19 protein-coding genes and 1 pseudogene are annotated in these 26,519 nt (G+C 71.9%); 8 read left to right on the forward strand and 12 right to left on the reverse strand.

Going from position 1 to position 26,519, the window contains the following annotated elements:
* Window positions 1–9: 9 nt before the first annotated feature.
* The 6 genes from ACWD6P_RS12425 to ACWD6P_RS12450 all read right to left on the reverse strand — a co-directional run bounded on the left by ACWD6P_RS12425 (window position 10) and on the right by ACWD6P_RS12450 (window position 7,320).
* Window positions 10–999 carry a hypothetical protein gene (locus tag ACWD6P_RS12425; RefSeq protein ID WP_451444009.1) on the reverse strand — a complete coding sequence of 330 codons (990 nt, stop codon included), beginning with the start codon at window positions 997–999 and terminating at the stop codon, window positions 10–12.
* A 17-nt stretch (window positions 1,000–1,016) separates the two neighbouring features.
* On the reverse strand, window positions 1,017–1,433 hold the full coding sequence (locus ACWD6P_RS12430) for an SHOCT domain-containing protein (RefSeq protein WP_451444010.1): 417 nt from the start codon (window positions 1,431–1,433) through the stop codon (window positions 1,017–1,019).
* Window positions 1,434–1,564: 131 nt separating this feature from the next.
* Window positions 1,565–2,887 (reverse strand): hypothetical protein, encoded by a 1,323-nt coding sequence (locus ACWD6P_RS12435; protein WP_451444011.1) that lies wholly within the window; start codon window positions 2,885–2,887, stop codon window positions 1,565–1,567.
* 13 nt (window positions 2,888–2,900) lie between these two features.
* Window positions 2,901–4,307 carry a DUF2252 domain-containing protein gene (locus ACWD6P_RS12440; RefSeq protein ID WP_451444012.1) on the reverse strand — a complete coding sequence of 469 codons (1,407 nt, stop codon included), beginning with the start codon at window positions 4,305–4,307 and terminating at the stop codon, window positions 2,901–2,903.
* Window positions 4,308–4,328: 21 nt separating this feature from the next.
* Window positions 4,329–4,526, reverse strand: coding sequence for a hypothetical protein (locus tag ACWD6P_RS12445; RefSeq protein ID WP_451444013.1), 198 nt, complete (start codon window positions 4,524–4,526; stop codon window positions 4,329–4,331).
* Window positions 4,527–4,641: 115 nt separating this feature from the next.
* Window positions 4,642–7,320, reverse strand: a complete 2,679-nt coding sequence (locus ACWD6P_RS12450; RefSeq protein WP_451444014.1) for a LuxR C-terminal-related transcriptional regulator — start codon at window positions 7,318–7,320, stop codon at window positions 4,642–4,644.
* A gap of 285 nt (window positions 7,321–7,605) precedes the next feature.
* Here ACWD6P_RS12450 and ACWD6P_RS12455 point away from each other — a divergent pair, with 285 nt between their 5' ends.
* Together ACWD6P_RS12455 and ACWD6P_RS12460 are read left to right on the forward strand one after the other, a co-directional pair.
* Window positions 7,606–8,946, forward strand: coding sequence for a diacylglycerol/lipid kinase family protein (locus tag ACWD6P_RS12455; protein ID WP_451444015.1), 1,341 nt, complete (start codon window positions 7,606–7,608; stop codon window positions 8,944–8,946).
* Between the two features lie 74 nt (window positions 8,947–9,020).
* Window positions 9,021–9,542, forward strand: coding sequence for a hypothetical protein (locus ACWD6P_RS12460; RefSeq protein WP_451444016.1), 522 nt, complete (start codon window positions 9,021–9,023; stop codon window positions 9,540–9,542).
* A 51-nt stretch (window positions 9,543–9,593) separates the two neighbouring features.
* Here the strand turns inward: ACWD6P_RS12460 and ACWD6P_RS12465 are convergent, their stop codons facing one another.
* On the reverse strand, window positions 9,594–10,208 hold the full coding sequence (locus ACWD6P_RS12465; RefSeq protein WP_451444017.1) for an HdeD family acid-resistance protein: 615 nt from the start codon (window positions 10,206–10,208) through the stop codon (window positions 9,594–9,596).
* Between the two features lie 248 nt (window positions 10,209–10,456).
* On the opposite strand from ACWD6P_RS12465, the gene ACWD6P_RS12470 reads away from it, so the two are divergent.
* The 3 genes from ACWD6P_RS12470 (at window position 10,457) to ACWD6P_RS12480 (ending at window position 13,484) form a co-directional block, all read left to right on the forward strand.
* Window positions 10,457–12,061, forward strand: coding sequence for an MFS transporter (locus tag ACWD6P_RS12470; protein WP_451444018.1), 1,605 nt, complete (start codon window positions 10,457–10,459; stop codon window positions 12,059–12,061).
* Window positions 12,062–12,184: 123 nt separating this feature from the next.
* Entirely contained in the window at window positions 12,185–12,778 is a 594-nt protein-coding gene (locus tag ACWD6P_RS12475) for a GNAT family N-acetyltransferase (protein ID WP_451444019.1), read from the forward strand.
* Window positions 12,779–12,905: 127 nt separating this feature from the next.
* The gene (locus tag ACWD6P_RS12480) at window positions 12,906–13,484 is read left to right on the forward strand and encodes a hypothetical protein (RefSeq protein ID WP_451444020.1); all 579 of its coding nucleotides are present in this window, start codon (window positions 12,906–12,908) and stop codon (window positions 13,482–13,484) included.
* Window positions 13,485–13,537: 53 nt separating this feature from the next.
* Here the strand turns inward: ACWD6P_RS12480 and ACWD6P_RS12485 are convergent, their stop codons facing one another.
* Window positions 13,538–14,338, reverse strand: coding sequence for an AraC family transcriptional regulator (locus ACWD6P_RS12485; protein WP_451444021.1), 801 nt, complete (start codon window positions 14,336–14,338; stop codon window positions 13,538–13,540).
* A 105-nt stretch (window positions 14,339–14,443) separates the two neighbouring features.
* Here ACWD6P_RS12485 and ACWD6P_RS12490 point away from each other — a divergent pair.
* A pseudogene (locus ACWD6P_RS12490) lies at window positions 14,444–15,548 on the forward strand (MFS transporter); the annotation flags it as partial.
* A gap of 147 nt (window positions 15,549–15,695) precedes the next feature.
* Here ACWD6P_RS12490 and ACWD6P_RS12495 read toward each other — a convergent pair.
* Window positions 15,696–17,318, reverse strand: coding sequence for an MFS transporter (locus ACWD6P_RS12495; protein WP_451444022.1), 1,623 nt, complete (start codon window positions 17,316–17,318; stop codon window positions 15,696–15,698).
* 170 nt (window positions 17,319–17,488) lie between these two features.
* Entirely contained in the window at window positions 17,489–18,139 is a 651-nt protein-coding gene (locus ACWD6P_RS12500; RefSeq protein WP_451444023.1) for a TetR/AcrR family transcriptional regulator, read from the reverse strand.
* A gap of 580 nt (window positions 18,140–18,719) precedes the next feature.
* Here ACWD6P_RS12500 and ACWD6P_RS12505 point away from each other — a divergent pair.
* Entirely contained in the window at window positions 18,720–19,838 is a 1,119-nt protein-coding gene (locus ACWD6P_RS12505; protein WP_451444024.1) for a PP2C family protein-serine/threonine phosphatase, read from the forward strand.
* A gap of 115 nt (window positions 19,839–19,953) precedes the next feature.
* Here ACWD6P_RS12505 and tgmB read toward each other — a convergent pair whose 3' ends face one another.
* Window positions 19,954–20,883, reverse strand: a complete 930-nt coding sequence (gene tgmB / locus ACWD6P_RS12510; RefSeq protein ID WP_451444025.1) for an ATP-grasp ribosomal peptide maturase — start codon at window positions 20,881–20,883, stop codon at window positions 19,954–19,956.
* Between the two features lie 6 nt (window positions 20,884–20,889).
* On the reverse strand, window positions 20,890–21,081 hold the full coding sequence (tgmA, locus tag ACWD6P_RS12515; protein WP_451444026.1) for a putative ATP-grasp-modified RiPP: 192 nt from the start codon (window positions 21,079–21,081) through the stop codon (window positions 20,890–20,892).
* A 379-nt stretch (window positions 21,082–21,460) separates the two neighbouring features.
* On the opposite strand from tgmA, the gene ACWD6P_RS12520 reads away from it, so the two are divergent.
* Window positions 21,461–26,509: a hypothetical protein gene (locus tag ACWD6P_RS12520; protein WP_451444027.1), complete on the forward strand. Its 5,049-nt coding sequence runs from the start codon at window positions 21,461–21,463 to the stop codon at window positions 26,507–26,509.
* Window positions 26,510–26,519: the final 10 nt, after the last annotated feature.

Here is a 26,519-nt window from a genome sequence, read left to right on the forward strand (position 1 = left end):
ACCGCGGCGTCAGGGAGAGGATTCCGCCACCGGCCGGGACCGTGACCGGTGGCGGATGAACCAGACACCCGCCGCCAGCAGGGAGACCACGACGAGGACGAGGACGGCGGTTCCCCACACCCCGCCGGCCAGCCGGACTCCCGCCAGGACGACCGTCGCGGCGGCTGCGAACGGCACCACCGTCACGGCGAGGATGCGCACAATGGCGGCGACCCCCGCCGCCCTGGGCACGTGGGTGATCCCGCGCCGGTGTCTGACCAGGTCGCCCGCGGCGCCGGGGGTGTAGTACCGCAGAACCTTCGCGCCGAGCCGCAGGCTGTTCTGCCGGTACATCACCGCGAGGGCCGGCACCCAGATCAACGGCAGCACCATGCCCACCAGGAAGAGCGCCCCGATCACGGCGGTCGAAACCACCCGCTGGAGTCGGCCGCGCTTCTCGCCGCCGCCGGTGATGCCGAGGAGGGCGGCCATCCTGAGGATCAGCGACCACCGTGTCCGCCGGGGAAGCGGGCCCCGGCCGCCCGGCGGATGGCGCGGCACCTCGGTCAGCGCCCGGCCGGCCGCCTCGGTCGACGGATACACGTCCTGCAGTACCAGCAGGTCCGCCACCCGTTGTTCGCTCCGGGGGTCGTGCCCGGCGAGCGCGGCGAGTTCGAGGACCATCTGGGCCTGGGAGAGCAGGGCCGCCACAAAACTCACGGGCATGACGACCACGAAGGGGCCGCCCAGCGCAGCCCCCTCGGCGATGGTCATCCGCGTTCCATGGACGATGGCCTCCCGGACGAACTCATCGTCCTCGGCCAGGGGTCTGCGCCGCTTGCGACGGGCCACGGCGGCCGCGGCCCGAGGCCCGAACCGCCGCACCGCGAAGAGGGCCAGCTGCTCGGGCATGTGCTGGGGGTCGGCCCAGATCATCGGCAACAGGGCCTGGGCCTGCACGGTCACCGGCTCGTCCGGGCGGGCCGGGCGGGTCCCGCCGGTGGTGCGTCCAGCGCTCATGGTCGCCTCTGCCGCGGTCAGTGCAGAATCTTCTCCTTCGCCCGGCGGAACTCCTCATCGGTGATGTCGCCCCTGGCACGGATCTCCGAGAGCTTGGCGAGTTCGTCGACCTCACTGGTCGGGCCTGCGCCCCGGGCGGTCTCCCGCACATAGGCGTCGAATGCCTGCTGCTGGGCGCGGGCGTGGTCCACCTCGCGCTTGCCCATGCCCTTGCCGCGGGCGAGGACGTAGACGAAGACGCCGAGGAAGGGGAGGACGATCACGAGGACGAGCCACCCGGCCTTGGCCCAGCCGTTCATGGTGTCGTCGCGGAAGATGTCCATGATGATCCGGAACAGCAGCACGAACCACAGGACCCAGAGGAAGATCAGGAACATCGTCCAGAACGCACCCAGAACCGGGTAGTCGTACGCCAGATACACGAAGCCGTCCATCGTTTTCTCCCATCCGTAGCGTCCCCCGGGTCCTCTCCCCGAGCGTGCGCGCGACAGGGGCCGGTCGCTTCACCCGGCGCGGGTGAGATTCCGGGGGGCGGGTGGGATTCCGGGGGGCTCGGGGACGTTCCTCACGGGCCCGGCCCCTGGGCCGCCGCGGCGAGCACGCCGAGCAGCGCCAGGACGAGGACCGCGATGCCCAGGACGAGGGCCACGGATGCCGGTGTGGGGAAGTTCCACAGCAGCAGGGCGAGCGCGCCCACGGCGATGACGACGCCGGTGGTCCAGCCGCGGTGGGTGTCCAGCCACTGGCCGGCGCCGCCCGTGCGCAGGCCCGAGCGGGCCAGGGCCCGGCCGGCGGCCCCGGTGCCGCGGACGGCGCCGGACCGTATGGCGCGGGCACCGCGGCCGGGTCCGTACAGGTAGGCCGCAAGGGCGGTGATCACCGCGATCACGAGGACCGTACAGGTGCTCTGGCGCAGGAAGCGGACGAATGTGTCGTAGATGGCGGCGGCCGCGTCCGCGGGCAGCGTGGTGGGCGGGACGGAGTCCAGGTAGACCCGGCGCATGACCGCGAGGCCGATGAGCAGCACGGCCATCATCACGCCGATCCCGATCGCGGCGCTCATCAGGGCCACCCGGTGCGCGGGCACCACCCACACCGCGAGCGCGGCCAGCGCCAGGGCCACGACGGGCAGCCAGGTGCCGACGACGTCCAGCAGCCGCATGGTGTTCTGCGCCTTCTGGAGCTTGTCGGTCTGCAGCAGCGCAATGGTGCGGTCGGTGTCGGGGATGTCGGCCGCCTTCTGGAATCCGGCGTCCACCAGGCGCTGCTTGACGTTGTCGACGACGGTGCCGAGGTCCAGGACGATGGTGTCGCCCCGCGCCTGCACCGCGCTGCCGCCCTGACCGGTGAGGACCTTCACCACCGCGGCGTGGGCCCGGCGGTTGGCCGCGTCCCACACCTGGGCGGTCTGGTCGCTGGTCACCACCTTCGACACCACATCGTGCACGGTGTCGGTGAGCGCGCTCTCCAGGGGGCCGGCCAGCGCCGGGGTGTGCTCCACGACCACGGGCGGGGCACCGGCCTTCTGGAGCGCCGAGGCGAGGGACCGGGTGACCGCCTTGACGTCGACCTTGGCGACCACGCGGTTGGTCAGCCGGTCGGTCACCACGTCCTGCACGGCGGGATCGGTGGCGAGCGGCGCCACGGTCTGTACGTACCGGTCGGTGTCGGCGACCTCGCTGTCCACCCAGGTGGCGACGACGGAGAGCGGGGCGAGCAGGAAGGCCAGGACCAGCAGGACGGATCCGGTCGTGTAGCGCAGGCGCCGGTGGCGTACCGCGGCGGCCTTGCGCAGCCTGTCGTACTCCGCGCGTTCGGCGGCGCTCAGGGCGGGCTCCTCTTCGGGCCGGCCGGGCCCTTGGGGAGCGGAGGAGCTGGACGGGGCCATGGTCGCCTCCCGGTCAGTCGGCTGCGGCGGTGATCCGGCCGCTGTGTGCGGCCTCGGCGAGGGCGTCGTGGTCGCGCTGGTTCTGGTCGGCGTAGGCCTCGGCGAACTCCGCCAGGGCCTTGTCGAAGGCGTCCCCGGTGCCCAGGTATGCGGCGATGGCGAGCGCGTCGCCCGAGCGGGCATGGGCCCGGGCCAGACAGGCGCCGCACAGGCGGGCGAAGAACCGCAGCATGTCCGGGGGCATGGTGTCGGGCTGGACGATGCCCTTCCAGTCGTGCAACTGCCGTACGTAGAAGTCGCGTTGCCGGTCGTCGATGCCGGTGGCGCGTTCCCAGCCGAGGAAGATGTCGCCGACGGCCTGCATCAGCCGCTGCCCGGCGACGACCCGCCGGCCCTGGTTGTCGTATCCGCCCGGCCCGCTGTACGGGGCGAGTACCGACTCCCCGGCCTCCTTGGCCTGGAGGAGCAGCGGATCCCCGTCGTCCCGGCCGAGCAGCAGCACGATCCAGCAGCGGGTGCCGACGCTGCCGACGCCCACCACCTTGCGCGCCATGTCGACCACGCGGTAGCGGCCGAGGAGATGGCGCCGCTCCGAGGAGAGGCTCTCGGCGTACCGCTCGATCAGCTGCCGCAGATTCCGCTCCAGGTCGGCGCGTTCGGTCCCGGGCAGCAGGTCGCCGAGGGGAGTGATCAGCGGGGGGTCGGGGGCGATCCGGCGCTCGCCGCCGACGACGCGGGTGAGCTTGGCGTACGCCTGCAGATGGTCCCGGGCGCGCGCCTTGGCCATCGCCCGGTCGGTCCGCTGCCGGACGCCCTCACCCAGCCGTTCCGCGGCCCCCTGCGCCAGGTCCTCGGCCTCGTCGCGGGCGTACCAGATGTCGAGGGTGCGCATGGTGGAGAAGCCGTGCATCCGCTCCCGGTACGCCTGGACCGCTTCCCGTACGACGGCGCCGCGCTGCTGATCGGTGAGGCCGTTGGCGCGGCCGGCGATGGCCAGACTGGCGGCGAGCCGCTTGACGTCCCATTCGAACGGGCCCGGCAGTGTCTCGTCGAAGTCGTTGATGTCGAAGACCAGGCGCCGTTCGGGAGAGGCCAGCAGCCGGAAGTTCAACAGGTGGGCGTCGCCGCACAGTTGGGCCGTGAGACCGGTGTGGGGTGCCCGGCCCAGGTCGGCGGCCATGATCGCCGCGGCGCCGCGGTAGAAGCGGAACGGCGACTCCAGCATCCGGCCGTAGCGCAGGGGCACCAGCTCCGGTACGCGGGTGGCGGACTGGCTCTCCAGGATGCCGAGGGGGTCTAGCCGCTCCTCCCCCGGCACGAACCGGGCGTGGCCGGAGCGCGGCACCCGGGAGCGGGCGTCCTTGCCGCGGGCGGCCCGCTCGGCCGGGGTGGCGTGGGCGGCCGGATGCGTCGCTGTCACGGTTCCTCCTTGCTCCCGGCGTCACTCCGCCAGGCGGCGCATCTCCTCGACGCGCAGGCCGAGGTCCCGGAACCGGTTCAGCAGCCCGTACAGATGCGCCTCGTCCGTCACCGCCCCGAAGAACAGCGTCTGGCGGGGCGCCAGCACCCTGTCCAGCTCGGGGAACGCCTCGGCCAGGCCGGCGGAGACATGGCCGCTGACACGGAACTCGTACCGCATGCGCCCACCGCTCCTCCCCGCTCCTGGAAAGCCGTCGTCCCGCATGCTGCCCGCCGTACGGCGGGGCGGCATCACCCGCAGCAGGTGACCGCACGGCACGGCACGGCCCGCGGGCTCACAGCAGACGCAGTTCCCGGCCGCGCTCCACCGCGTCCCGGCGGCGGGAGACGGATATCTTCCGGTAGATGCTCCGCAGATGCGTCTTGACGGTGTTGACGGACAGGTGCAGGGCGGCGGCGATCTCCTCGGTGGTCATCATCCGCTCCAGGTACCCGAGCACCTCCCGTTCGCGGACGCTCAGCGGTTCGATCAGGATCGGGTCCTCCTGGCTGCCGGGGGGCCGCGCGGTGAGCCAGTCGTGCCCGGCGAGCGGGCCGTCCGGACGGTGCAGCAGCGGCCGTACCCAGGGCCCGGCCTCGGTGAAGGGCCGTCGCAACCGTTCGGGGCGGGCCGCCTCCAGGGCCTGGGCGAGCAGGGCACGCGCGGCTGCCGGGTCGCCGCCGAGCAGCGCGGCACGGGTCCGCAGCAGCCCGATCCGTACGCGGTCGGGCAGGCTCAGCCCGGGTGCCCCGTCGATCGGTGCGACGAGGCGCAGAGCGGTCTCGGTGTGCCCGGCGGCGAGCTGGGCGAGCGCGAGAGCGACGGTCCGGGGCGGGACCACGGGCCCGTCCCCGTCCAGGGCGTCGATCGCCGCCGCATGGTCTCCGCGGGCCAGAGCCGCGGCGGAGCGCGCGACGGCGAGGCGTTCGGCGGGCCATCCGAGGGGGGCCGGGCCGAGTTCGTCCAGGGTGGCGAGGGCCGCTGCCCACCGTCCCCGCGCCACTTCCACCCGGGACCACAGGACCGCCCTCTCGGTCAGCAGGACCGGGTCGTCGTGGGTGTCGGGGAGCGCCTCGGCCGGATCGGCGTGGTGCAGGGCGGCGCTGAGATCGCCGCGTTCGAACGCCACGGTGGCCAGCGCCAGATGACCTGCCCCCGAACGGTGGGGCTGCGGTATGCCGTGCTCGTCGGCGACGGCGAGGGAGCAGCGGGCGTGGTCCGCCGCCGCGGTCAGTGCCCCGTCGATGCTCTCGGCGAGGGCGAGCCGCCCCAGGCACTGGTGCCGCACCAGATGCGTCACCTCGGCCGTACAGGCCCGTGCGGTCTCCGTGAACGCCGCCCTGGCGTCCTCCAGGCGTCCGGATCGCAGCAGGGCGCAGGCCAGTCCGTGGCGTCGCAGCGCCTCGATTTCGGGGTGTGCGTCGATCCGGGTTCGTGGCAGCCGCGCCATCAGTTCCCCGACGTGCCGTGCCGCCTCCTCGGCCCCCGCCATGCCGCGCGCACCCTCGTCCTGCGGGTCGTACGGCTCGGACAGCAGCCGCAGCAGGGCGTGGGTGAGGTGCGCCTCGGGCGCGGGCCCCGCTCCCCTGCGGTGCAGATGCCTCTCGGCCCGCGCGAGGTGTGCGCGGCAGCCGGCCGCGTCGCGCCGCGACAGCTGGCAGGCGCCCGCGACCAGGGCCGGTTCGACTCCCGGGACGTCCGCGGGCATACGGGCGAAGAGCCCTTCGAGCCCGTCGGCTGCGGGGTCGGCCAGCAGGCGTGCGAGCCTCAGGTGCCGGACGGCCTCGGTTGCGGCGTACTCCCAGTCCCCTCCGGCGGCCGCGTGGGCCAGGGCCTCGGTGACCTGGCCGGTGCCGGCGAACCAGCGTGCGGCCCGGCGGTGCAGCCGTGGTTCGAGGCCGGGGCGCTGGCCGCGCAGATGGGCATGGAGCACCGCGGCGAACAACGGGTGGAAGCGACACCATCCCGTGTCGGCGAGGGGCTCGACGAAGGCGTTGGCACGCGTCAGCCGTGTCAGGATCCGCTCGGCGTCCGCGCGCCCGGTGAGCGCGTCGGCGAGGTCGGGGTGGACCCGGTCCAGGATGCTGACCCGCAGCAGCAGGTCCCGGGCCGCGGCCGGCTGGGCGTCGAGGATCTCGGCGAGGAGGTAGTCGGCGACCGCGTGCTCGGAGGCGGTGAAGGACCGGACGAATCCGTCCGCGTCGCCCGACCCCTGCATGGCCAGGGCGCACAGCCGCAGTCCGGCGGCCCAGCCCTCGGTACGGCTGGTGAGGGCGTCCACGGTCTCCCCGTCGGGCGTCAGACCGTGTGCGCGCAGCAGCACGGCCACCTCGTGCGGGGTGAACGCCAGGTCGGCGCCCCGGATTTCGTACAGCCGGTCCTCGGTGCGGTAGCGGTGCAGGGGCAGCAGGGGATCCGTCCGGCTGGTCAGGACCAGGCGCAGCCGCGGTCCGGCGTGGTCCAGGACGAATCCCAGGCCCGAGGCGACTTCCCTGCCCGGCACCTTGTCCAGGCCGTCGAGCACGAGGACCACCGGCTCGGGGACCCGTTCCAGGGCGGAGCAGAGGCGGACCAGCAGCGAGTGGTCGGCGCCCCCGGCCCGGACGGGCATGCCGGTGTCCGCGGTGAGCCCGGGGAGCCGGCGGCGGAAGGCCTCCACGACGTAGGCCCAGAAGACGCCGGGGGTGTCGTCGGAGTCCAGGGTCAGCCACGCCACCGGCCCGGGGGGCGTCCCCCACTGCGTCCAGGAGGAGACCAGGGTCGTCTTGCCGGCCCCGGCCGCGCCGGTGACGACGGTCAGCGGTCCGTCGGCGCCCTCGGTGAGCCGGTCGAGCAGCCGCTGTCTGCGGACGAAGCCGCGGGCGACGGCCGGGACCGAGAACTTGGCCGCGAGCAGCGGACCCACGGTCGGGTCCAGCGGCGCTCCGGCGGTGTTCCCGCCGCCGGCTGCCCCGTGGGCACCGGCCGGAAGCATGCGCACCACCCCCAGGAGGCGTGGACGGCGCCCGGCCGGGCTAGGGCCTGTCCGATGGGTCAGGCCCTAAGGCTCCGCGCCCGCCGCTGAGTGAACCGGCCCGTGCCGTGCGGCCGGTATGTCCATGGTCACGTCGCCGACCGTTGATCGCCATACGACGCCCGGGCAGCGCTCGGCGGTGCATCGCCCGCGCAGGGTGAGGCGCCGCGCGGGCCGCGCCCGTGCAATGGAGGACGAAGAGCACGCAGGGCCGGAATCGGCGGGAGAACCGGGAGGATCGAGCGCGTGGACAGACGTTGGGCCGCACGTCTGGCACTGGCGGCGGGAACGGGAGCGCTGCTGGTCCTGCTGGTGTTCGCCGGACTGCGGAGCATCGCGCTGGTGGGCGTGGGGCTGGCCGGGCTGGCCGTCACCGCGGCCGGTGTGTGGTGGGTGCTCGCCCGCGCGGGTGCGGTCAGGGTGCTCGCGCTCGTGCTGGCGGCGGCCGCGCCGATCGCCGTCCTGGTGCTCTACGCGATCGCCGGGCTGCTGTGGGTGGTGCTCGTCTCGCTCGCCCTGTGGACGCTTGCGGTCTTCGCGGGCAGAACGGCGCTGGTGCCGGACACCGGCCGGACGCGCACACCGGAACGCCCGGTCGCTCCTCCGGCACGCCCCTTCCTGATCATGAACCCGCGCTCCGGGGACGGGAAGGTCGGGAAGTTCCACCTGGTGGAGAAGGCCAGGGCTCTGGGCGCCGACGTCGTCGTACTGGACCCCGCACAGCCGCAGGACGTGGCCGGGCTGGCCCGGCGGGCCGTCGACGACGGCGCCGATCTGCTCGGCGTCGCGGGCGGCGACGGTACCCAGGCCCTGGTCGCGGGGGTGGCGGCACAGCGCGGCGTGCCGTTCGTCGTCATCTGCGCCGGCACCCGCAACCACTTCGCCATGGACCTCGGCCTCGACCGTGCGGATCCTTCGGCCTGTCTCCAGGCGCTCACCGACGGCGTCGAGCTCCGTATCGATCTGGGCTTCATCGACGTGGGGGCGCCCACGGCCGAGAGCAGCGGGCGGGTCTTCGTCAACAACGCCTCCTTCGGCGCGTACGCGACCGTGGTGCAGAGCCCTGCCTACCGCGGCGACAAGGCCCGGACGACCCTGCAGATGCTGCCGGGCCTGCTGACGCACCACAGCGGACCGCGCCTGAAGTTGCGCGCCGATGCCGTGACCGTCGACGGGCCGCAGGCCGTCCTGGTGAGCAACAACCCCTACCGGATGGGAGATCCCGCGGGCCTGGGGCGCCGGGACCGGCTGGACTCCGGTGTCCTGGGAGTGCTCGGCGTCAAGGTCGACAACGCGGTCCAGGCGGCCTCGATGCTGCGCGGCAGACATGGGCCCGAACTGACCTCGGTCGCCGCCCGGGAGGTGGTCGTGGAAGCCGACACGGCCGACATCCCGGTCGGTGTCGACGGCGAGGCCCTCTCCGTACCCGCCCCCGTGCGCTGCTGGATCGAGCCGGGTGCCCTGCGCGTACGGGTGCCCCGCCGCCGTCCGGGTGTGCCGCGCGGCAAGCCGCCCATGGACTGGCGCAGGGTGCGCAGGCTGGCCCTGACGGTGGGGCGGGCCGCGGCGGGGCGTGACCCCGGCTGACCAGCGGCGGCGCTTCCGGGGTGCCCGGCACTCCGTCACCGTGCGAAGCCCGCCCGCTCGGGGATCCTGGGAGTGTGACTGACCGGACCCGCGCGCAGGATGCGCAGCCTCGGCCGACGGCCGGTGCCGCGCACACCGACTACAGCGGCGCGGTCTACGGCTCGCTGCTCGCCGCGTCCGTGGTGGTCGGCGCGGGCACGCTCGGCTCGTTCCCGCGGCTGGAACTCATCGTGCTGCTGCTCGGGACCGCCGTGGTGTTCTGGGCCGCGCACGTCTTCTCCCGCCTCTTCGGCGCCCGTATGGCGTACGGGCCCATGAGCAGGCAGGAGGTGCGCCGCCTGTGCCGCGAGGAGCGGCCGATCCTCAAGGCGGCCGTGCCGCCGGCCGCCGCCGTGGGGGTCGCCGCGCTGTTCGGGCTGGGGCCCCAGGGAACGGCGTGGCTGGCGCTCATCGTGGCCCTGGCCGGACAGGTCGGCTGGGCGACGGTGGCCGCCGTCCGCGCCGGCGCCGCACGCCGTCTGATCCTGGTCGCGGGGGCGGTGAACCTCCTCCTCGGCCTGGTCATCGTCGTCTTCAAGGTCACGCTCCAGCACTGACGACCAAGGTCACGGTCCAGCACTGACGGCGCCGCGCTGCTCGCCCCACGCTCACCGTCGGCCGGCAAGGGGGGCGTTCCGGCGGACCGCCGCCCGCAGGGCGAACGCCAACGCCGTCTCGACGACGCCGAGCAGGACGAGCCACAGGCCCAGCAGCCGGGCCAGTGCCACCGCCGACTCCACGGGGTAGCCGAGCACCGCGACCCCGGCCACGACGGCGAGCGCGCCGGCGGCGAAGGCGAGACCCCGGTGGGTGAGGTTCCGGTCGGCGATCGCGGCGAACGCGATCAGCAGGCCCGACAGCAGCCAGCAGACACCGACGATCAAGGACAGCGCGGCGATCGTCTGCAGCGGGTGCCGCAGCACCAGCACCCCCGCCAGGACGGACACCAGCGCGACGAGCACCATGGGCACCCGGCCGCCGCGCTCACCGTCCCGGGAGAACGCCGTCACAAACCGGAACCCTCCCGCCACCAGCAGATACAGCCCGATGATCACTGCCAGTACCTGCAGCGTCTCATCGGGCCAGACCAGCACCACGATGCCCGGCAGCAGCGTCGCGAGGGCGAAGCCGAGTGCCCAGTGCCATGAGCCGCCGATACCGGCGAGGACCTCCTGGGGGTCAGCGGGCCCGCGCTGCGGGGTAGGACCGGTCGGTGCGGCCATGGCGCGCCTCCTTCGAAACGGGCGGGCACCGGGCACGCGGGCACGAGCTCCGAGCAGCGGAACCCTGCCGCGCGGCGGTCCCCGACTGCGGGCGTTCAGCGGACCGGTCGGCGCTCGGGCACCCCGTACGGGTGGTTCGCCGCCACCGAGGACACCAAATGCCCCATACAGGGCAAATCTATGCTCCGGTCGACCCTGACGCCGCCCGGGCCGTGAGGCTGCGGCGGAACCCGAGGAGGTGCGACACCGTGGGGCGCTGGCGGGCTCTCGTCATCCTCGGGACGGCCCAGTTCCTGATGGTGCTGGACACCTCGGTGATGAACGTCTCGATCAGCCAGCTGGTCGAGGACTTCCACACCGAGGTGACGGCGATCCAGGCCGTGATCACCCTCTACACCCTGGTCATGGCCGCTTTCATGATCACCGGCGGCAAACTCGGCGACATGCTGGGCCGTCGCCGCGCGTTCATCATCGGCCTGGTCGTGTACGGCGTGGGCTCCGCGCTCACCGCGTCGGCTCCGACCCTGTGGGTGCTGGCACTCGGCTGGTCGGTCATCGAAGGGCTCGGCGCATCACTCGTCCTGCCCGCCCTGGCCGCCCTCGTGGCCGGCACCTACAGCGGCCGGGACCGGGCCGTGGCCTACGGGGTGATCGGCGGGCTGTCGGGAGCGGGCATCGCGGTGGGGCCGCTGGTCGGCGGATGGGTGACCACCTATCTGACATGGCGGCTGGTCTTCGCCGCCGAGGTCGTGGTGGTGGCCGCCGTTCTCTGCTGCATGGGGTGGGTGGCGGAGCGCCCGCGCACGGGACCGCGGGTCCGTCTCGACGGCGTCGGCGCCGCGCTGTCCGCACTCGGCCTGGGCCTCGTGGTCCTCGGCGTACTGCAGAGCAGTTCCTGGGGGTGGCTCCGGCCGCGCAACTCCCCGGTCACCGTCTTCGGGTTCTCCCTCACCCTGTTCGTCATCGCCGCGGGCGCGGTCGTCCTCCATCTGTTCGGGGCGTGGGAGCGACGGCAGGAAGCCCGGCGACGCGATCCGCTGGTGCGGTTCCCGCTCTTCGCGATCCCCCCGCTGCGCGCCGGCCTGGCCATGCTGCTCGCCCAGAACCTCATCCTCCTCGGCCTGTTCTTCACCATCCCCCTCTACCTACAGGTCGTCCAGGGCTACAACGCCTTCGAGACCGGTCTGCGGCTGCTGCCGGTCTCGATCACCATGCTGCTGTCGGCCATGTGCGGTCCCCTCCTGGGACGGATCGCCGGCCCCCGGACCGTGGTGCGGCTCGGCCTGCTGGTGCTGTTCGCCGCCATCGTGTGGCTGCTCGCCACGATCCGGCCGCGCATCGACGATCTGTCGTTCGCGCTGGCCATGGCACTACTCGGACTCGGCATGGGGCTGCTCGCCTCGCAGCTGGGCAACGTCACCCAGTCCAGCGTCGGCGAATCCGACCGCAGCGAGGTGGGCGGCCTCCAGTACACCGCCCAGAACCTCGGCTCCTCCCTGGGCACCGCGCTGATCGGCTCCCTCCTCATCGGCGCCCTGGTACACGCGTTCACCACCCAGATCGAGGACAACCCCCAGATCTCGGCCGCGGCGCATCAGCAGGTCGGCACCGCCATCGAGGCCGGGGTCAGTTTCATCAGCACCGACCAGGTACGAGCCGCCACCGAAGCCGCCGCGCTGCCGCCACCCGAAGCCGATGCGCTCGTGGACGCCTACGCCGACGCCCAACTCGCGGCCCTCAAATCCGCCATCCTGGCCACCGCCGCCATCACCCTCACCGGCTTCGCCTTCACCCGCCACTTGCCCGCCCAACACCTGCCCAGGCGGCCGGACATCACCGCAACCGCACCCTGATCCGCACCCGTGCCCCCATCCGTATCCGTGCCCCCATGCGTAACCGTGCCCTCAGCCCGGCGCCACGACCGACTGCCCGTAAACCGTTCGTCCGCACAGGCCCGGCACCTGCACAATCGCCAGGTGCAGCTCCTGACCTTCCCCGAAGCCGCGACCCCGCCCCCGCTCCGTACGCAGGTGCAGGAGCTCCATGAGGAGGCGTGGCCCACGGTCGAGCCGCGGTCCGGCCCTTCGGCGCGCAGCGACACCCCGACCGGCCACGACCCCGCACTGCACCCCGTGTCGATGCTGCTCGTGGACGACGGCACGGTGCTGGCGGCCCTGGACGTCCTCACCAAGCCGATCGTGCACGCCGCCCGGGGCTACCGGGCCGGCGGGCTGAGCACGGTGGTGACCCGGCGGTCCGCCCGCGGCCGGGGACACGGCCGTCACCTGGTGACCGCCGCCCACGAGGCGATGGCCTCCTCGGACCTGGACCTGGGGCTGTTCACCTGCGACCGACCGCTCCAAGCCTTCTACGAGAGCGCGGGCTGGCATCACCTTCCCGGAGCGGTGCTGGTCGGAGGGACCCCGCAGGCCCCCTTCCCCAGCGACCACCCCGGTTTCGACAAGGTCACCATGGCGGACTTCTTCTCCCCCGCGGCCCGGCAGTCCCGCGACGCCTTCCCGCACTCCCGCATCGAGCTGCACCCGGGCGACATCGACAAGCTCTGGTAGGAGATACGGCACCGAAGACCTCCTCCATACGGCTATCGAAAACCTATTAGAGACCATCCTCTAGAACGACTGCGGACAACACCCCAGACCGACGCGCCGACCTGCCCCTTCCGGCCACCATCCCTTCGTGACCACTGACACCACGACAACTACCGACACCACGACAACTACCGCCGCCCCTACCGCCACTGCCCGGCCCACCCCGCCACCCGAGCGCTGGGCGATCCGCGCCGCGCACCTGACCATGGCCTGCGTCCTGCCCTCCAGCCTGTGGCGTCTCGCACTGGCCCTGGGCGTACCGCTCGGCTACAGCACGGAGGTGCTCCGCAACGACCTCCACTCCCCCGGCTGGGGCACGCTCTACATGATCGGCCTCAGCCTGCTGTCCGAGGCGCTGGCCTTCCTCACCCTCGGGCTGGTCCGCCCCTGGGGCGAGGTCATGCCCCGCTGGCTGCCCTTCCTGGGCGGACGGCCGGTCGCACCGAAGGCGGCCGTCACCGCCGCCGCCCTCGGCGCGACCCTGCTCTGCCTGCTCTTCACCCTGCTGCCCCTCGCCCAGCTGATCCTCCTGGACGACATCGAGCACGACCTCCACGGCGGCTGGCTCTGGTTCATGCGGGCCTGCTATCTCCCGCTGATGGCCTGGGGACCGCTGCTCGCGGCCGTCACGTTCTCGTACCACCGCCGGCACCGCACCGGCGGGTGAAGCGGGGGCGTGCCACATCCGGAACTCCAGCAGCCCCCGGGCCAGCCACCCGCTCAGCGTTCCGCGCCCGCCCCTCCGTCAGCATCCGCAGCGGCGCGGGAAAACCTCAGCGCACCGCCCTGGTACGCCCCCGGAGTGTGTCCGAAGGTCCGGCGGAAGACATCGATGAACGCGCTGGCGGACGACCAGCCGCAGCGGTGTGCCACGGTGGTGACGGGGGTGTTCTCGACCAGCAGGACCAGGGCGCGGTGCAGGCGCAGCTGGGTACGCCACTGCGGGAACGTCATACCGAGGTCTGCCCGGAACAGCCGGGACAGTGTGCGTTCGCTGGCGCCGACCTCCTTGGCCAGGGGGGACAGCGTGCGGGGGTCGGCCGGGTCGGTGTGCAGGAGGTCGCACAGGTCCCTGAGTTGAGGGGCCGTGGGGTTGGGCAGGTGGAGCGGCTGCTGGAGCGAGGCCCGCAGCTGGTCCAGCAACACGGCACGCAGCCGGGCGCGTTCGGGGCTGTCGTCGATCGGGGCACGTGTGTAGGCGAGGAGGAGCTCGCGCAGCAGGGGCGCGACGGCGAGCACGGTCGGCTCCTCCAGCCCGAGCGGGTTGTCGCCCGCGGGCAGTCCGACCAGGTGCAACTCCAGTTCGCCATGGGCCTGGTGGGCATGCACCGTACCGGCCGGCACCCAGATCGCCCGCGTGGCCGGTGCCACCCAGGTCCCCTTGCTGGTCGTGACGGTCAGCACACCCCGCCCGGCGTAGACGATCTGGTGGTCGTCGTGTCGATGGGGGTCGATCTCCGCCCCGGTCGCCAGCGTCTGGGTACGGGTCGGCGCGATCGGCTGGTGGCGGATCTGCGGCATCGGTTGGCAGTTTATTGGAAGTACGACAGCCGGTGAGCTGGCGACGATGGTGACGTGCCAAGGAACCCGAGGAACACATCGAACACATCGATCGTTCTGCTGTCGCTGGGTCATGCCTGCGTGGACGTCTACCAGGGCGCGGTGGCGGCGCTCGTCCCCTTCTTCGTCGCCGAGCGCGCCTACGGCTACGCCGCGGCGTCCGGTCTCGTCCTCGCCGCGTCCCTGCTCTCCTCCGTGGCCCAACCCGTGTTCGGAGCGCTGACCGACCGGTGGGCGATGCCCTGGCTGCTGCCGGTCAGCACCCTGCTCGGCGGGGCGGGCATCGCCCTGAGCGGAGTGAGCGGTTCCTACGCGCTGACGCTGGTGTTCGTGGCGGTGGCGGGTCTTGGTGTGGCCGCCTACCACCCCGAGTCCGCCCGCGTCGCACGGCTCGCCGGCCGCGGCAGCCACCGCGGTATGGCCTGGTTCGCCCTCGGCGGCAATCTCGGTTTCGCACTGGCTCCCCTGCTGGTCTCCGCCGTCGTCGCCACCGGAGGCCTGCGTCTGACGCCCCTGCTCGTGGTGCCGGCCCTCGTCGGCAGCCTGCTGTGCCTGCCGGTGCTCCGCGCCCTGCACAGGCCCGGCGACGCCCGTGCCGACACAGCGGTCACGACGGGACGTGACGACTGGATCTCGTTCACGAAACTGTCGTCGGCGGTGATCTGCCGGTCCATCGTCTTCATCGGCCTGAGCACCTTCGTTCCGCTCTACGCCGCAGCGCACCTGGGAGGCAGCACGCTCGCGGGCACGGCGGCGCTCTTCGTGCTCTATCTCGGCGGCGCGGTGGGATCCGCGCTGGGCGGCAGACTCGCCGACCGCTGGGACCGGGTGACCGTCTGCCGCTGGTCGTACCTGGCCGCGGTCGTCGCGGTCACCGGACTCCTGACGGTCCCCGGCCCGGCGCTCTACCTGTTCGTGGCACTGGCCTCCGCCGGCCTGTACGTGCCGTTCTCACTGCAGGTGACCCTCGGCCAGGACTACCTGCCCTCCCGGATCGGTACCGCGAGCGGAATCACCCTCGGCCTCACGGTCAGCGTCGGCGGCCTGGCCGGCCCCCTCATAGGGAGCCTCGCCGACGCGACGTCCCTGCGTACGGCGCTGACGCCACTGATCCTGATGCCCGCTCTGAGCTGGTTGTGCCTGCGCACACTGACCGAACCCACCACGCCGGCGCACATGGTGACGACACAGCAGACGGGAGACGCCAAAGACGCCGAAGCCGAAGCCGAAGCCGCCGAAGCTGCCGAACCGGCCGGGTCCCCCCCCCGTACAGCCCGGTCGCCGCTGAGCATCCCGACAGGCCCGAGCCCGTCGCGTCCTACCGGACCGATGCGGCGTACGCCTCGTCCTGGCCTTCCGCGACCGACGCGGGCTCCTTCGTCGAGCGCTGCCCCGCACCCCGGCGGCCCGGCAGGACCGCAAGGACGATCAGCGTCCCGGCGGCCATGATGATCCCGCCGACGAGGCTGGTCTGCGCGACGCCGTGGGCGAAGGCCTGGTGCACGGCGTCGACCAGGGCCTGCGCCTGCTGGGGCGCTCCGGACGGGCCCTGCGCGATCCGCTCGGCGACCGCGAGGCCACCGCCCACCGAGTCCTTGGCGGTCTCCATCGCGGCGGCCGGCAGCCGGCCGCCCACCAGGTCGGTCAGTTCGTCCCGGTAGGCCGTACCCAGCAGCGAGCCCAGCACCGCGATCCCGAGGGAGCCGCCGAGCTCCAGCGCGGTGTCATTGGCGCCGCCCCCGACACCCAGCTCCGACTCGGGGAAGGAGCTCATGATGGTGTCCGTGGCCGGGGACACGCTCAGCCCGATCGCCACGCCCAGCAGCATCATCGGCGCCAGGAAGTCGCCGTACGTCGAGCCCTTGTCGACCTGCACGAGCAGGAAGACGCCCACCGTGCCGATCGCCATGCCGGCCGTCACCAGCGCCTTCACACCCAGCCGCGGGGTCAGCCGCCCGGTCACCGCGGCACCGACGAAGACGGCCCCGGCCAGCGGCAGCAGCCGTACACCGGTCTCCAGGGCCCCGTAGCCGAGGACGAACTGCAGGAACTGCGTGGAGTAGTAGATCGCGCCGAACGTACCGAAGAAGAAGAACAGCACCGCGACCATCGAACCGCTGAAGGGGCGCGACGCGAACCGGCGCACGTCCAGCATGGGGTGCGGGTGCCGCAGCTCCCACCCCACGAAGGCGAGCAGACCCACGCCCGCCACGACGGCCGCGGCAGTCGGGCCGACGCCCCAGCCGAAGTGCGGGCCCTCGATCGTCGCGTAGACCAGGCTGCCCACGGACACGATGGACAGCAGCCCGCCCACGTAGTCGATCCGCCCCATCCCGTCCGCCTTCGACGGAGGCACCAGAACCAGCGCGCCGACGACGGCGACCACCGCGACGGGAACGTTGATCAGGAAGGTGGAGCCCCACGCGTGGTCCTCCAGCAGCCATCCGGCGACCAGCGGGCCAACGGCGATGGCCAGGCCGGAGGTGGCGGTCCAGGCCGTTATCGCCCGGGCGCGCTCGGCCCTGGGGAACATCGCGACCAGCAGTGACAACGTGGCCGGCATGACCACGGCGGCGCCGATGCCCATGGCCGCCCGGGCCGCGATGACCAGCTCGGTCTCGTCGACCAGGCTGCCCATCACCGAACCGCCGGCGAAGATCACCAGACCCGCGATGAGTGCGCCGCGGCGGCTGTACTTGTCGCCGATCGAGCCCAGCACCAGCATCAGCGCGGCGTACGGGACGGTGTAGCCGTCGACGACCCACTGCAGATCGCTGCTGCTCAGGCCCAGGTCCCGGGTCATGTCGGGCGCGGCGACGATCAGCGAGGTGTTCGCCATGACCACGATCAACAGACTCAGACACAGCACCAGCAGGGCCCACCAGCGCCGTGCGTACGGCGCGGTCGCCTTTGCGACAGGGGTGTTCACCACGAGGGGCATCAGAGGCTCCTAGAGAGGACGAGTTACTTGCCCATCGATGTGCAGATTACGTTCTTGCCCACTGGTGTGCAAATAACGTCGTGCAAGGGTGGACCTCGCGACGGGGTGAAGAGAGGAAGACAACCTGGCAGAAGACAACCCGGCAGACGGCCGCGGCGCCACGCACAGGCTCAGGCGTCGGCGGCGGATTCCCTGTCCGTCACGGCGGACGCGACGTCGTCGACCACATCGCGCGCCCGCTTCTCCGGCACGCCGGCCGCAATGAGCGTGGCGACGGCGACCCGGGTCCGCTCGTCCTCCAGCACCCCGGCGTTGACCGCCTCCAGCAGGGCGACCGTCATCGCCTCCAGGCCCGCGCTCAGCACGGCCGGCGGCAGATGGGTGGGGAAGACGCCGTCCCGCTGCCCTCGCTCCAGGATGGCCGTGACCTCGTCACGGGCCGGTGCGAGGATCTCGGCCACGCGGTCGGCGCCCAGGTCCCGCCGGGCCAGCGCCAGAAGCATCCGGTAGCGGTCCCCTACGGGCCACATGGAGAACACGAAGTACGCGAGCGCACGCTCGGCCGGTTCCGTCGGCCGCACGCCGGACGCCACCGTGCTCCGCAGGGTCTCGGAGGCTTCCTCCGCGAGCGCCTCCAACAGCGCCGCACGTCCGGGAAAGTGCCCGAAGAGGGTGCGCCGCACGACACCGGCGGCTCGCGCGAGCTCCTCCAGGGTGACATCGGGGTTCCGCCCCAGTTCCTGGCGGGCCGTGGCCAGGATGCGCGCCCGGTTGGACCGCGCATTGCGGCGCAACGGCTCGCGGGCCACGGGCTTGGTCACGGAACAACCTCGGCGGTTCAGTAGCGGTGCAGAAGCCGTTCGGCAAGGGAACGGTGGCGCGGGACGGACGGCAGGATGGACGGCACACCCATTTTGACACGGAGCCGCGGGCGCCTCCCGGCACCGGCAATCCCTTGCCGCTCATGGCCCCGTCTTCTCGTCGTCCGGCGAGCACGGGTCGGCCGTGGACTGCGTCTCGCCCAGCGTGAGAGCGGCAGCCTGGCGCTGGGCCGTTCGGACGGTTCGCCACCCTGGTCGCCGCTCCGCGCAGGCGACGTGCCGCACGCGGGGAGCGCGAGCAGCGCCGCCAGCGTGGCGACGACAGCGGTCCGACGGCGATGCGGCAGCGGTAACGGAGACGGAGACGGCATGTCCAGCAAGATGTGCAAAACCCGCCGGGGTTGCGTGCCGCACCGTTGCGCACGGCGACGAGACGCGCATTGTCCCTCCGCCTTCCCCCTGTCGCCACTTGCCGCGACGCCGCGCCTTCGCGCGCACGGCCGGGCCACGACTGGCAGGCGTAATCCCGCCCGAGGATGCTTGTGCGTGTTGTGCAGCACGACAGAGCGGGAGCGGGTACGTGAGGGCAGCGAGTGCGGGGCGCACCACCGTCAGACGCTGGTGTCTGCGCCACCTCCAGCTGCTGCCCGTCATCCTGCTCGTCGGAGGCGGCCTTCTCGACTACCACACCTCTCCGCACTTCAGCGGAGAGGCCTTCTACACGGCGGCGCCGATGACGGCCGCCGCCCTGCTGTCGCTGCGCGCGACGATCCTGGCGGGCATCGGCGCCTGCGCCACAGACGTCGCGCTGCTCACCCACTTCGGCTTCATCGACGATTCCGGCGGGCGCAGCGAGCTGGCGGCGGTGGCGACCGTCTCGGCCTTCGCCGTCGTCGTCAACCGCCTCATGTACTACAGCAATGTGCGGCTGCAGTCGGCACGCAGAGTCGCCCTCGCCGTGCAGCGCGCCGTACTGCCGCAGCTGCCGCCCGCCATCGGGCCCCTGCGGATCGCCGTGCGCTACCAGGCAGCCGTGAAAGACGCCCAGATCGGCGGCGATCTGTACGGCGCGCAGGACACCCCGTACGGCGTACGCTGCCTGGTCGGCGATGTACGGGGCAAGGGCATGGAAGCGGTCAAGGTGGTGGCCGTGGCCATGGGCGTGTTCCGGGAGGCCGCCGAGGAGGAGGCCACGCTCTGCGGAGTCGCGGCCAGACTGGAGCGGGCGCTGCTGCGGGAAAGGGCGCGGCGGACGGGACCCGAGCGGACCGAGGGGTTCGTCACCGGCGTGCTCGTCGAGATCCCGCCCTGCGGCGATGAACTGCGGCTGGTCAACCGCGGCCACCCGGCGCCGCTGCTGCTCCACGCCGGCCGGGTACGCAGCGCGGAACCGTCCGAGCCGGCCCTCCCTCTGGGACTTGCGGAGCTGGGCGCCGTACCGGACCGGACCGACACCGTCCCCTTTCCTCCGGGGGCGACTCTGCTGCTGTACACCGACGGTCTGACCGAGGCGCGGAACCGCGCCGGGGACTTCTACGACCCCGGCGCCGCGCTGACCGGACGGGACGTTCCCGGACCGGAGGCGCTGCTCGACACCCTGCTCGCCGAGGTGAACCGCCACACCGGCGGCCGCATCGAGGATGACTTGGCGCTGCTCGCGGTCACCCGGGGCAGCGGCCGCGCCGAGGAACGAACGTAGTCCGGCACCCGCCGCGCCGGGGCCCGGTCCGCGAAGCCGGTCGGCCGTTGCTCCATTTGCTCCATTCGAGGCGCGTGGGGCCTCTCACTGCGGCGGCGGGCCTTTGGTGCGGGCCTCAGGGGAGGGGCTCGGCGGCCAGCCAGGCGGCGATGGCCTGGGCGATGGGCTGGTCGGTGTCCAGCTGGATGAATCCGAACTGGCCGCCCTGGTTGCATTCGAGGAACCACCAGGTCCCGTTGTGGTCCTCGGCGAAGTCAAAGGCTCCGTAGGCGAGTTGGGTGGTGGCCATGTACGCGGCCACCGCTCGGCGGACGAGGTCGGGGACCTCGGCGGGCTTCCATGCGCCGTGTTCCGTGAAGCGGCTGTCGACCTCGTCGGGGTCGGCTTCCTTGCGGGCGGCGAAGAGGTTGCCGTCGACGCAGGTCAGCCGGATGTCGGCCTGCTTGCGGACGTGCTGCTGGAGCAGGGTGGGGCCGGCCGCCACCGCGGCGAAGTCCGCGTCGGGGCCTATGCGGCTGGTCGGCAGCACCATCGGCGGGTCGCCCGGGTGCTTCCCGGAGACCGACTTGACCACCAGGTCCTGGTACGTGGCGGCGAACTGCCGCGCGACCGAGGGGAACGAGGTGATGAGGGTGGCGGGTATGGCGAAGCCGCTCTGCTGGGCGATATGGAGCTGCCAGGGCTTGTAGCGGGCCTGCGCGGCCGCCGCGGGGTGGTTCATCCAGCGGGCCCGGGTGGAGGTGAGCATGCCGTAGAGGGCCTGCTCGGACTCCGCGGTGAGCCAGGTCGACTGTTCCTCCACGCGGGTGCCGGGGGTTCCGGGCCGGCGGACCCACACCGAACGCAGGCCGCTCAGGCTCACCATGCGTTCGTCCGTCTTGAGATAGCCGTCGAAGCGGTCGCCGGTGTAGTCCGCCGAGAGGTCGATCCTGCCGGGCAGGTCGGCGGGGTCCAGGCGGACGAGTGGGACACCGAGGTCGTAGAGGGTCGCGACGACCATGTCCGCGGTCAAGTCTTCCTCACAAGTGAGGACCAGAACGGTCATTGACGTTCAGTCGTCGAAGTGGGTCTTGGAACCGGCGGTGGAGGCGGTGGTGCCGGTTGCCAGCAGCACCGCCCGGCTGCTGGTGGCCGGGCGACCGTCGGGCAGGACGTTGAGTTGCCGCGCGGCGTCATAGGTGTACGGAGTCGCGGCCACCGACTTCACCGCCGGCCGGGCGTAACTCAACGCAAACGGTCGCATACCTTCTCCTTCACATCCCCGTGTTCGGCCCCCAAGGCAGCGCCAGGGACGGCCATTTCGCCGGACAACTCTGCACAGATGACGCAACAGTTCAGTCAATAGTTGCCACCTTTGCTCGTTTCCCGCGATCCACTTGACGGAACTGGCAACGAATCGTATTTACGAACCGGCATGTTCCACCTGAGGGTGAGAGCAGCGCTACGCCGCGTATTCCCTTCCCGGCACGGCGCGTAAGGGGCGCACGGCAGGCTCATCGGCGCCTTCCGAGGAGCCCGTACACGCGGGCGCACATATCGCTACACTCTGGCTCTGCTATGTGAACACTACGCAGAGCAAGCGCGGGCGTGAGTGCGACTGTTGGCGGTTTCGGGGGTGGCGCATGGTTTCGCAGGTTGAATTCGCTCCCACATGTGGCATCGACGCGGACGACGAGGGATACATCATCGACGCCCTCTGCGATGTTGCCGTCCTGGGCAGCGACGATGCCCCGGGGGACGGCGGGGACGCGCCCAGGGGTTACTGGCCGGCCGGGGTTCACACGGTCACGGTGTTACGCCGTCTCGCCGGCGGGCGCAGCAGTTCGGAAGTCCTGGAGATCGAGGTCGGCGTAAAGAAGGCGGCCAGCTTCCGCCAGGTGGCAAAACTGATGAGCCATGACGAGGCGGTGCGGGAGTGGAACGCATTCACCGCGCTGGCGAGAAAGCATGACGACACCCTTTACGTGCCGATCGTTGCGGTGAGTCGATCCGTGATCGACAAACAGTATGCGGCGGACTTCAAGCGGGACGTCGTCGTTTACGCACACGTACGCGATCGTGACCAGAACACCGAGGGCACCGTACGGTCACTGGAAGACGTGGTCTCCGAGGCCATGGTGAATCCGGATGCCACTGCTCAGGGTGTGGCGACCCTTTCGGCGATGATGAACACGCTCCGGAACAAGCTCTACCGGCATGCCGCTTCAACGTCGGAGCAGCTGCTGAGGCAGCAGAACTGGAGCCTCGGCCCCAATGTGGTGCTGAAGGTCGATGCGATCGACACCGGGAACACCGGCCCGGTCCGGCTGGTGGACGGGAATCCGGGCGCCGACGACCTCGGCAAGCCCGCGGTGACCTCCAACGCGCTGCTGCAGGCCTCCACTTCCCCGCCCGGCGGCGGCCGGATCCTGGGCCAGGGGAACACCGTCCGGCTGATGCTGAACAAGGCCGAGGTGAGCGGCCAGGTGGTGTCCGGTGCGTTCAACTCTCTGCGGGTGCACGTCGAACTGACCGGCGGCGCGGGCGACCTCGCGGACGTGGCCGGCCTGATCGGCAAGCGTCCGCTGGATGTGTACGGGACGGTTCGGTCCACCCGCTCGCAGCGGTGGTCGGACCTGTTCTCCGAGTGCCTGCGCAAGCACGGGGCCTTCACGGAGACGGAAGACCTGCTGCAGTACGACGGGATGGCCGTGGGCCACCCCATGGCGGCGCTGCACGACATCCTCTCCGCTTCCGCCGAGGCGAGGACGACGTCCCATGTGCACGGGGACCTCAATCCCCGCAACATCATGTTCTGCGACAAGAATCCGTACCTGATCGACTTCGCGTCCTTCGAGACGGACGGATATCTGCTCGCCGACCTCGCCTGGATGGAGGTGTGCGTCCTCCGCGACTGCGTCGCCCCCACGCTGTCCTGGTCCGACCTGGTGCGGCTGCAGCGGTATCTGGCGCTGCTCACCGTCGTCACCCCCCTGTGGGGACCCGACTCGGTGGCCTCGGCCGCCGACTTCCTGGTGGACTCCGTCGCCGCGGACTCGCCCGCACTGAGCCGCGCTCTTGCGCTGCTGTGGGCTCTTCGGCTGGGTGTGTGGAAGACCGTCCCGGCCGAGGACCGCGAGAACTGGCCCCGGCACTACTTCCAGCACCTGACCCTGGCGGCGTGCCGTACGTTCAAGTGGGACGCCGACCAGCAGTCCGAGCACCAGGTCGGGGCGTCCACGGCCGCCTCCGGGGTGGCCTCGGAGTGCCTGATGCCCGAATACCGCAGCCTCTTCGACCGGTGGACGCTCGACCAGGCCCGGATCGCCCGGGACATGCTGCTGGGCAACACCGACGAGCTGAGCTGGCCGTCCGCCGACCTGCTGACGGCCGCACTGGTGGCCGCGGGTGTCGAACGGCCCCGCAAGACCGGCTCGCCTGCGCGGCGGGCGACCGAGCGGCTCTTCAGCGGTCCGCTGGCACCGGCGGTCGAGGAGCTGCAACGGCACTGCCGGGACAAGGAGTTCGACAGCTCCCGGCACTTCCGTGACTTCACCTACATCCCCCTGGAAGCCCGGGTACTGGCTCCCGGAGAGCCCTATGTGCAGCAGGGCGAGGGGGCCCTGGCCGTCGCGACCATGAGCTGCTTACGCCTGCTGGCACAGCACGATGTCGCGGTGCTGGTCGCCGATTCCGGGTCGGGGAAGAGCGTGGTGGTGCGCGAGCTGAAGATGCGCATCATGACCGCGTTCGCCAAGAACGCCGATCCCGCTGCCGCCGCCGGTACGCCGTGCTGCCTTCCGCTCTCCGTCAGCGCGGTGCAGCTGAGCATCGAGCTGCACGGGGCGTCCGACCCGGCACCCGCCACCGTGCTGCGGGCACTGCTCCCCCTGCCGGACGAGGTGTCGCAGGACCGGCTGGAGCGGCTCCTGGAGATCGGCGCCATCCATCTGACCGTGGACGATCTGCACAAGGTCGAGCTCCGGCACCGCAGAAGCGTCACCGCGTGGCTCAAGGACCTGCATGCCAAGCACCCGCAGGCGCGCATCGTGGTCTGCCAGCGCGGCGGGGACTACCAGCCCGAGGTCTTCGGGTGGCCGGCGGTCGTGCTGCACAAGGTGCGGGAACAGCCCGCGCGCGCCTTCATCGCCGACGAACTGCGCAAGAAGCACCCGACCCACTGGCAGGCCGAGTTCTCCCGGCTGGAGGAGCTGCTCTTCAAGGACACGTCAGCCGTGGCACTGCGCGAACTCGCCGGCCGGCCGCTGTTCTTGAAGATGCTGGTGCGGCACTTCGTGGACACCGGCGAGGTGCCGTCGAACCCCGGCGTCCTGGTGCACAAGTACCTGGAGCGGATGCTGAAGACGGCCGAGCACGTCATCACGGTGGCCCAGCAGAAGGAGATGCTCAACAAGCTGGTGAGCAGGCTCGGGGACGCCGGTTCGCTCAGCCGCGAGGAGGCCGTACAGGTCCTGGAGCATCCCGGCCGGGCCGACGCCGAACAGGATCTGGAGACCCTGCTGTCGACGACGGCCATCCAGCAGGACGCCTCCCGGATCACCTTCTGCAACCCCCTGGTGCAGGCGCTGTGCGCGGCGTCCGCCCTGCTGGACGACGCCCAGGACCATGCGCCGTCGGTGACCGACCGGATCCGCAGGTTCGGCTGGCGGGACGCGGCGCTCTTCCTGGTCGCCGATCCGCACGCGGACCCCGAGACCGTGGCCGCGGTGCTGCGCACCGCCGTGGAGGCGAACCCCTGGTACGGGGCGTTGCTGCTGCAGGCAGCCCCCGAGGGCGCCGTGCCGGAGGTGCGCCAGGCGTTCCTGGAGACCCAGCAGGCGGTACTGCGGTCGGCGGCCCGCGGCCGCCCGGCGTGGCGGCGGTCGGCCTATGCGCTGGCCAAGTACGGTGCCCCGTCGGCCATGGACGTCCTGCGGCAGGTGGCCCTCGACGGGAGCTGCGCCCCGCAGGCCGTGCAGGCCGCGCTGGACGGCCTGGTGATGATGCACCAGTGGTTCGTCCCGGACGCGACCGGCACCCTGCAGGAGGTGCTGTGCCGGCTGCTGGACCCGCCGCCGGGGCAGGACGTGGGCGACGAGGTGAGCGTACGGGCGCTGCGCAGCATCCAGGCCGCGGGGCTGACGAGCCTGGCCGGGCACGCCTGGTCCCGGCTGGCGCAGCCCGGTGCTTCGTGGGAGGTGACCTCCCAGGCGTGGGACACGCTCGTACAGCTGGATGTGGTGCCCAACAGGGCGCTGCGGGCGGGGTATGCGCAGGCCTGTGCCCACCGGCTGGCCGAGATCGACCGGGAGCTGGGGTTCACGGCGGCGACCGCCGCGGCGGAGCGGCTCAACGAGGAGCGCCTGTCCCTGCTGAAGCGGCTGGCGGCCGAGGGGGATCTGGAGACGCTGCTGGCCTACCGCTTCCGCGCGGGCCTGGCCGAGTGCCCGAACTGGCGGGAGATGCTGGAGCAGGCCGCCAGGGCCTTACAGACCGGTTCGCCGCAGAGCGTGCTGGCCGGTGCGCTGCTCGACCAGGAGGTGTTCGGTTGCGGGCCCGAGGGCTGGAAGGAGCTGCTCACCCAGTCCAATGAGCACCTGGCGGTGATCGGTGCGCATCGGCTGCTGTCGGACGGCCGGGTCCTGGGCGCGGCGCTGCTGGAGGAGATCGGGGCCCAGGCGTCGGCCAAGCGGCTGTCGATCGTGGCGGCGTTCGTCCACTGTCTTCCGCCGGACGACCAGGTGGTGCTGGACCGGCTGCTGGAGCCCATCCTGGCCACGCTCACCGCGGAGTTCGTCGACCCGGTCTCCTGTCTGGTGTCCGCGGCGGGAATGCTCGACCACGACCTGGGGCTGCGGCTGGCCCTGCGGGTGCAGGAGGCGCTGCTCGAACACGGTCTGGAGCAGCAGGCGGTGCACTGGCCCTGGTGCACGACCTGGCGGCGGGTGCTGCCGTTGCGCGCGGAGACGGCGCTGTTCGTCGACGAGCAGGGCATCGGCTCGCCCACGCTGACCGCCATGCTCGGCAGCGTCGATGTGCTGCTGGACGCGCCGTTCGTACAGCCGATGGTGCTCGCCCCGACGCTGCGCCAGCAGCTGCTGTTGCTGGAGCCGAAGAGCCCGGAGGGGATAGCGGCGCACCAGTTCGTGATGCTCGCGGCGAGCGCGGGGCTGTACGAGGCGCTCCCGTTCGTCCACGAGGTCGCTGCGAACCACCACAACGTCAGCACGGTCATCACCCACTCGCACGGTGAGCACGGGCTGGTGCGGGTGTCGCTCGCCGCGCACGCCACGACGGCCATCGGCTACCTGGGAAGTCTGGCGCTGCTGGAGGACCTGATGCTGGAGGCGGAGACCGCGGAGCAGACCCTGCTCAGGATGGCCCATGAGACCGATTCGCTGCATCCCAGCATGGAGCGGGCCCGGCTGGTGGGTCTGGGCTACTGGGGGCACTGGCGGGAGCTGCTGACGGCGCTGTCCCCGGAGGACGCGGTGCTGGCCGCGGCCGCCCGCAACATCGTCAACCACTGGCTGCCGGGCCCTCGGGACCGAATGGGTGAAGCCTGCTTCCACAGCGTCGCGCGGTGGATCACCCGTGAGCTGGAGTCGGGGAAGCTTCCGGCGTCGACACAGGCGGTGCTGACGCAGATCCGCGACAGCACGGAGGACAGACTGGGGCGCTATGTGCGGTGAGCGAAGATCC

This window comes from Streptomyces sp. NPDC002446 (genome assembly GCF_053595675.1).

Coding starts and splice junctions, on each gene's coding strand:
- tgmB (WP_451444025.1), bottom strand. CDS start 20,883: ATGACCGTTCTGGTCCTCACTTGTGAGGAAGACTTGACCGCGGACATG.
- ACWD6P_RS12495 (WP_451444022.1), bottom strand. CDS start 17,318: ATGCCCCTCGTGGTGAACACCCCTGTCGCAAAGGCGACCGCGCCGTAC.
- ACWD6P_RS12450 (WP_451444014.1), bottom strand. CDS start 7,320: ATGCTTCCGGCCGGTGCCCACGGGGCAGCCGGCGGCGGGAACACCGCC.
- ACWD6P_RS12430 (WP_451444010.1), bottom strand. CDS start 1,433: ATGGACGGCTTCGTGTATCTGGCGTACGACTACCCGGTTCTGGGTGCG.
- tgmA (WP_451444026.1), bottom strand. CDS start 21,081: ATGCGACCGTTTGCGTTGAGTTACGCCCGGCCGGCGGTGAAGTCGGTG.
- ACWD6P_RS12520 (WP_451444027.1), top strand. CDS start 21,461: ATGGTTTCGCAGGTTGAATTCGCTCCCACATGTGGCATCGACGCGGAC.
- ACWD6P_RS12445 (WP_451444013.1), bottom strand. CDS start 4,526: ATGCGGTACGAGTTCCGTGTCAGCGGCCATGTCTCCGCCGGCCTGGCC.
- ACWD6P_RS12425 (WP_451444009.1), bottom strand. CDS start 999: ATGAGCGCTGGACGCACCACCGGCGGGACCCGCCCGGCCCGCCCGGAC.
- ACWD6P_RS12435 (WP_451444011.1), bottom strand. CDS start 2,887: ATGGCCCCGTCCAGCTCCTCCGCTCCCCAAGGGCCCGGCCGGCCCGAA.
- ACWD6P_RS12485 (WP_451444021.1), bottom strand. CDS start 14,338: ATGCCGCAGATCCGCCACCAGCCGATCGCGCCGACCCGTACCCAGACG.
- ACWD6P_RS12465 (WP_451444017.1), bottom strand. CDS start 10,208: ATGGCCGCACCGACCGGTCCTACCCCGCAGCGCGGGCCCGCTGACCCC.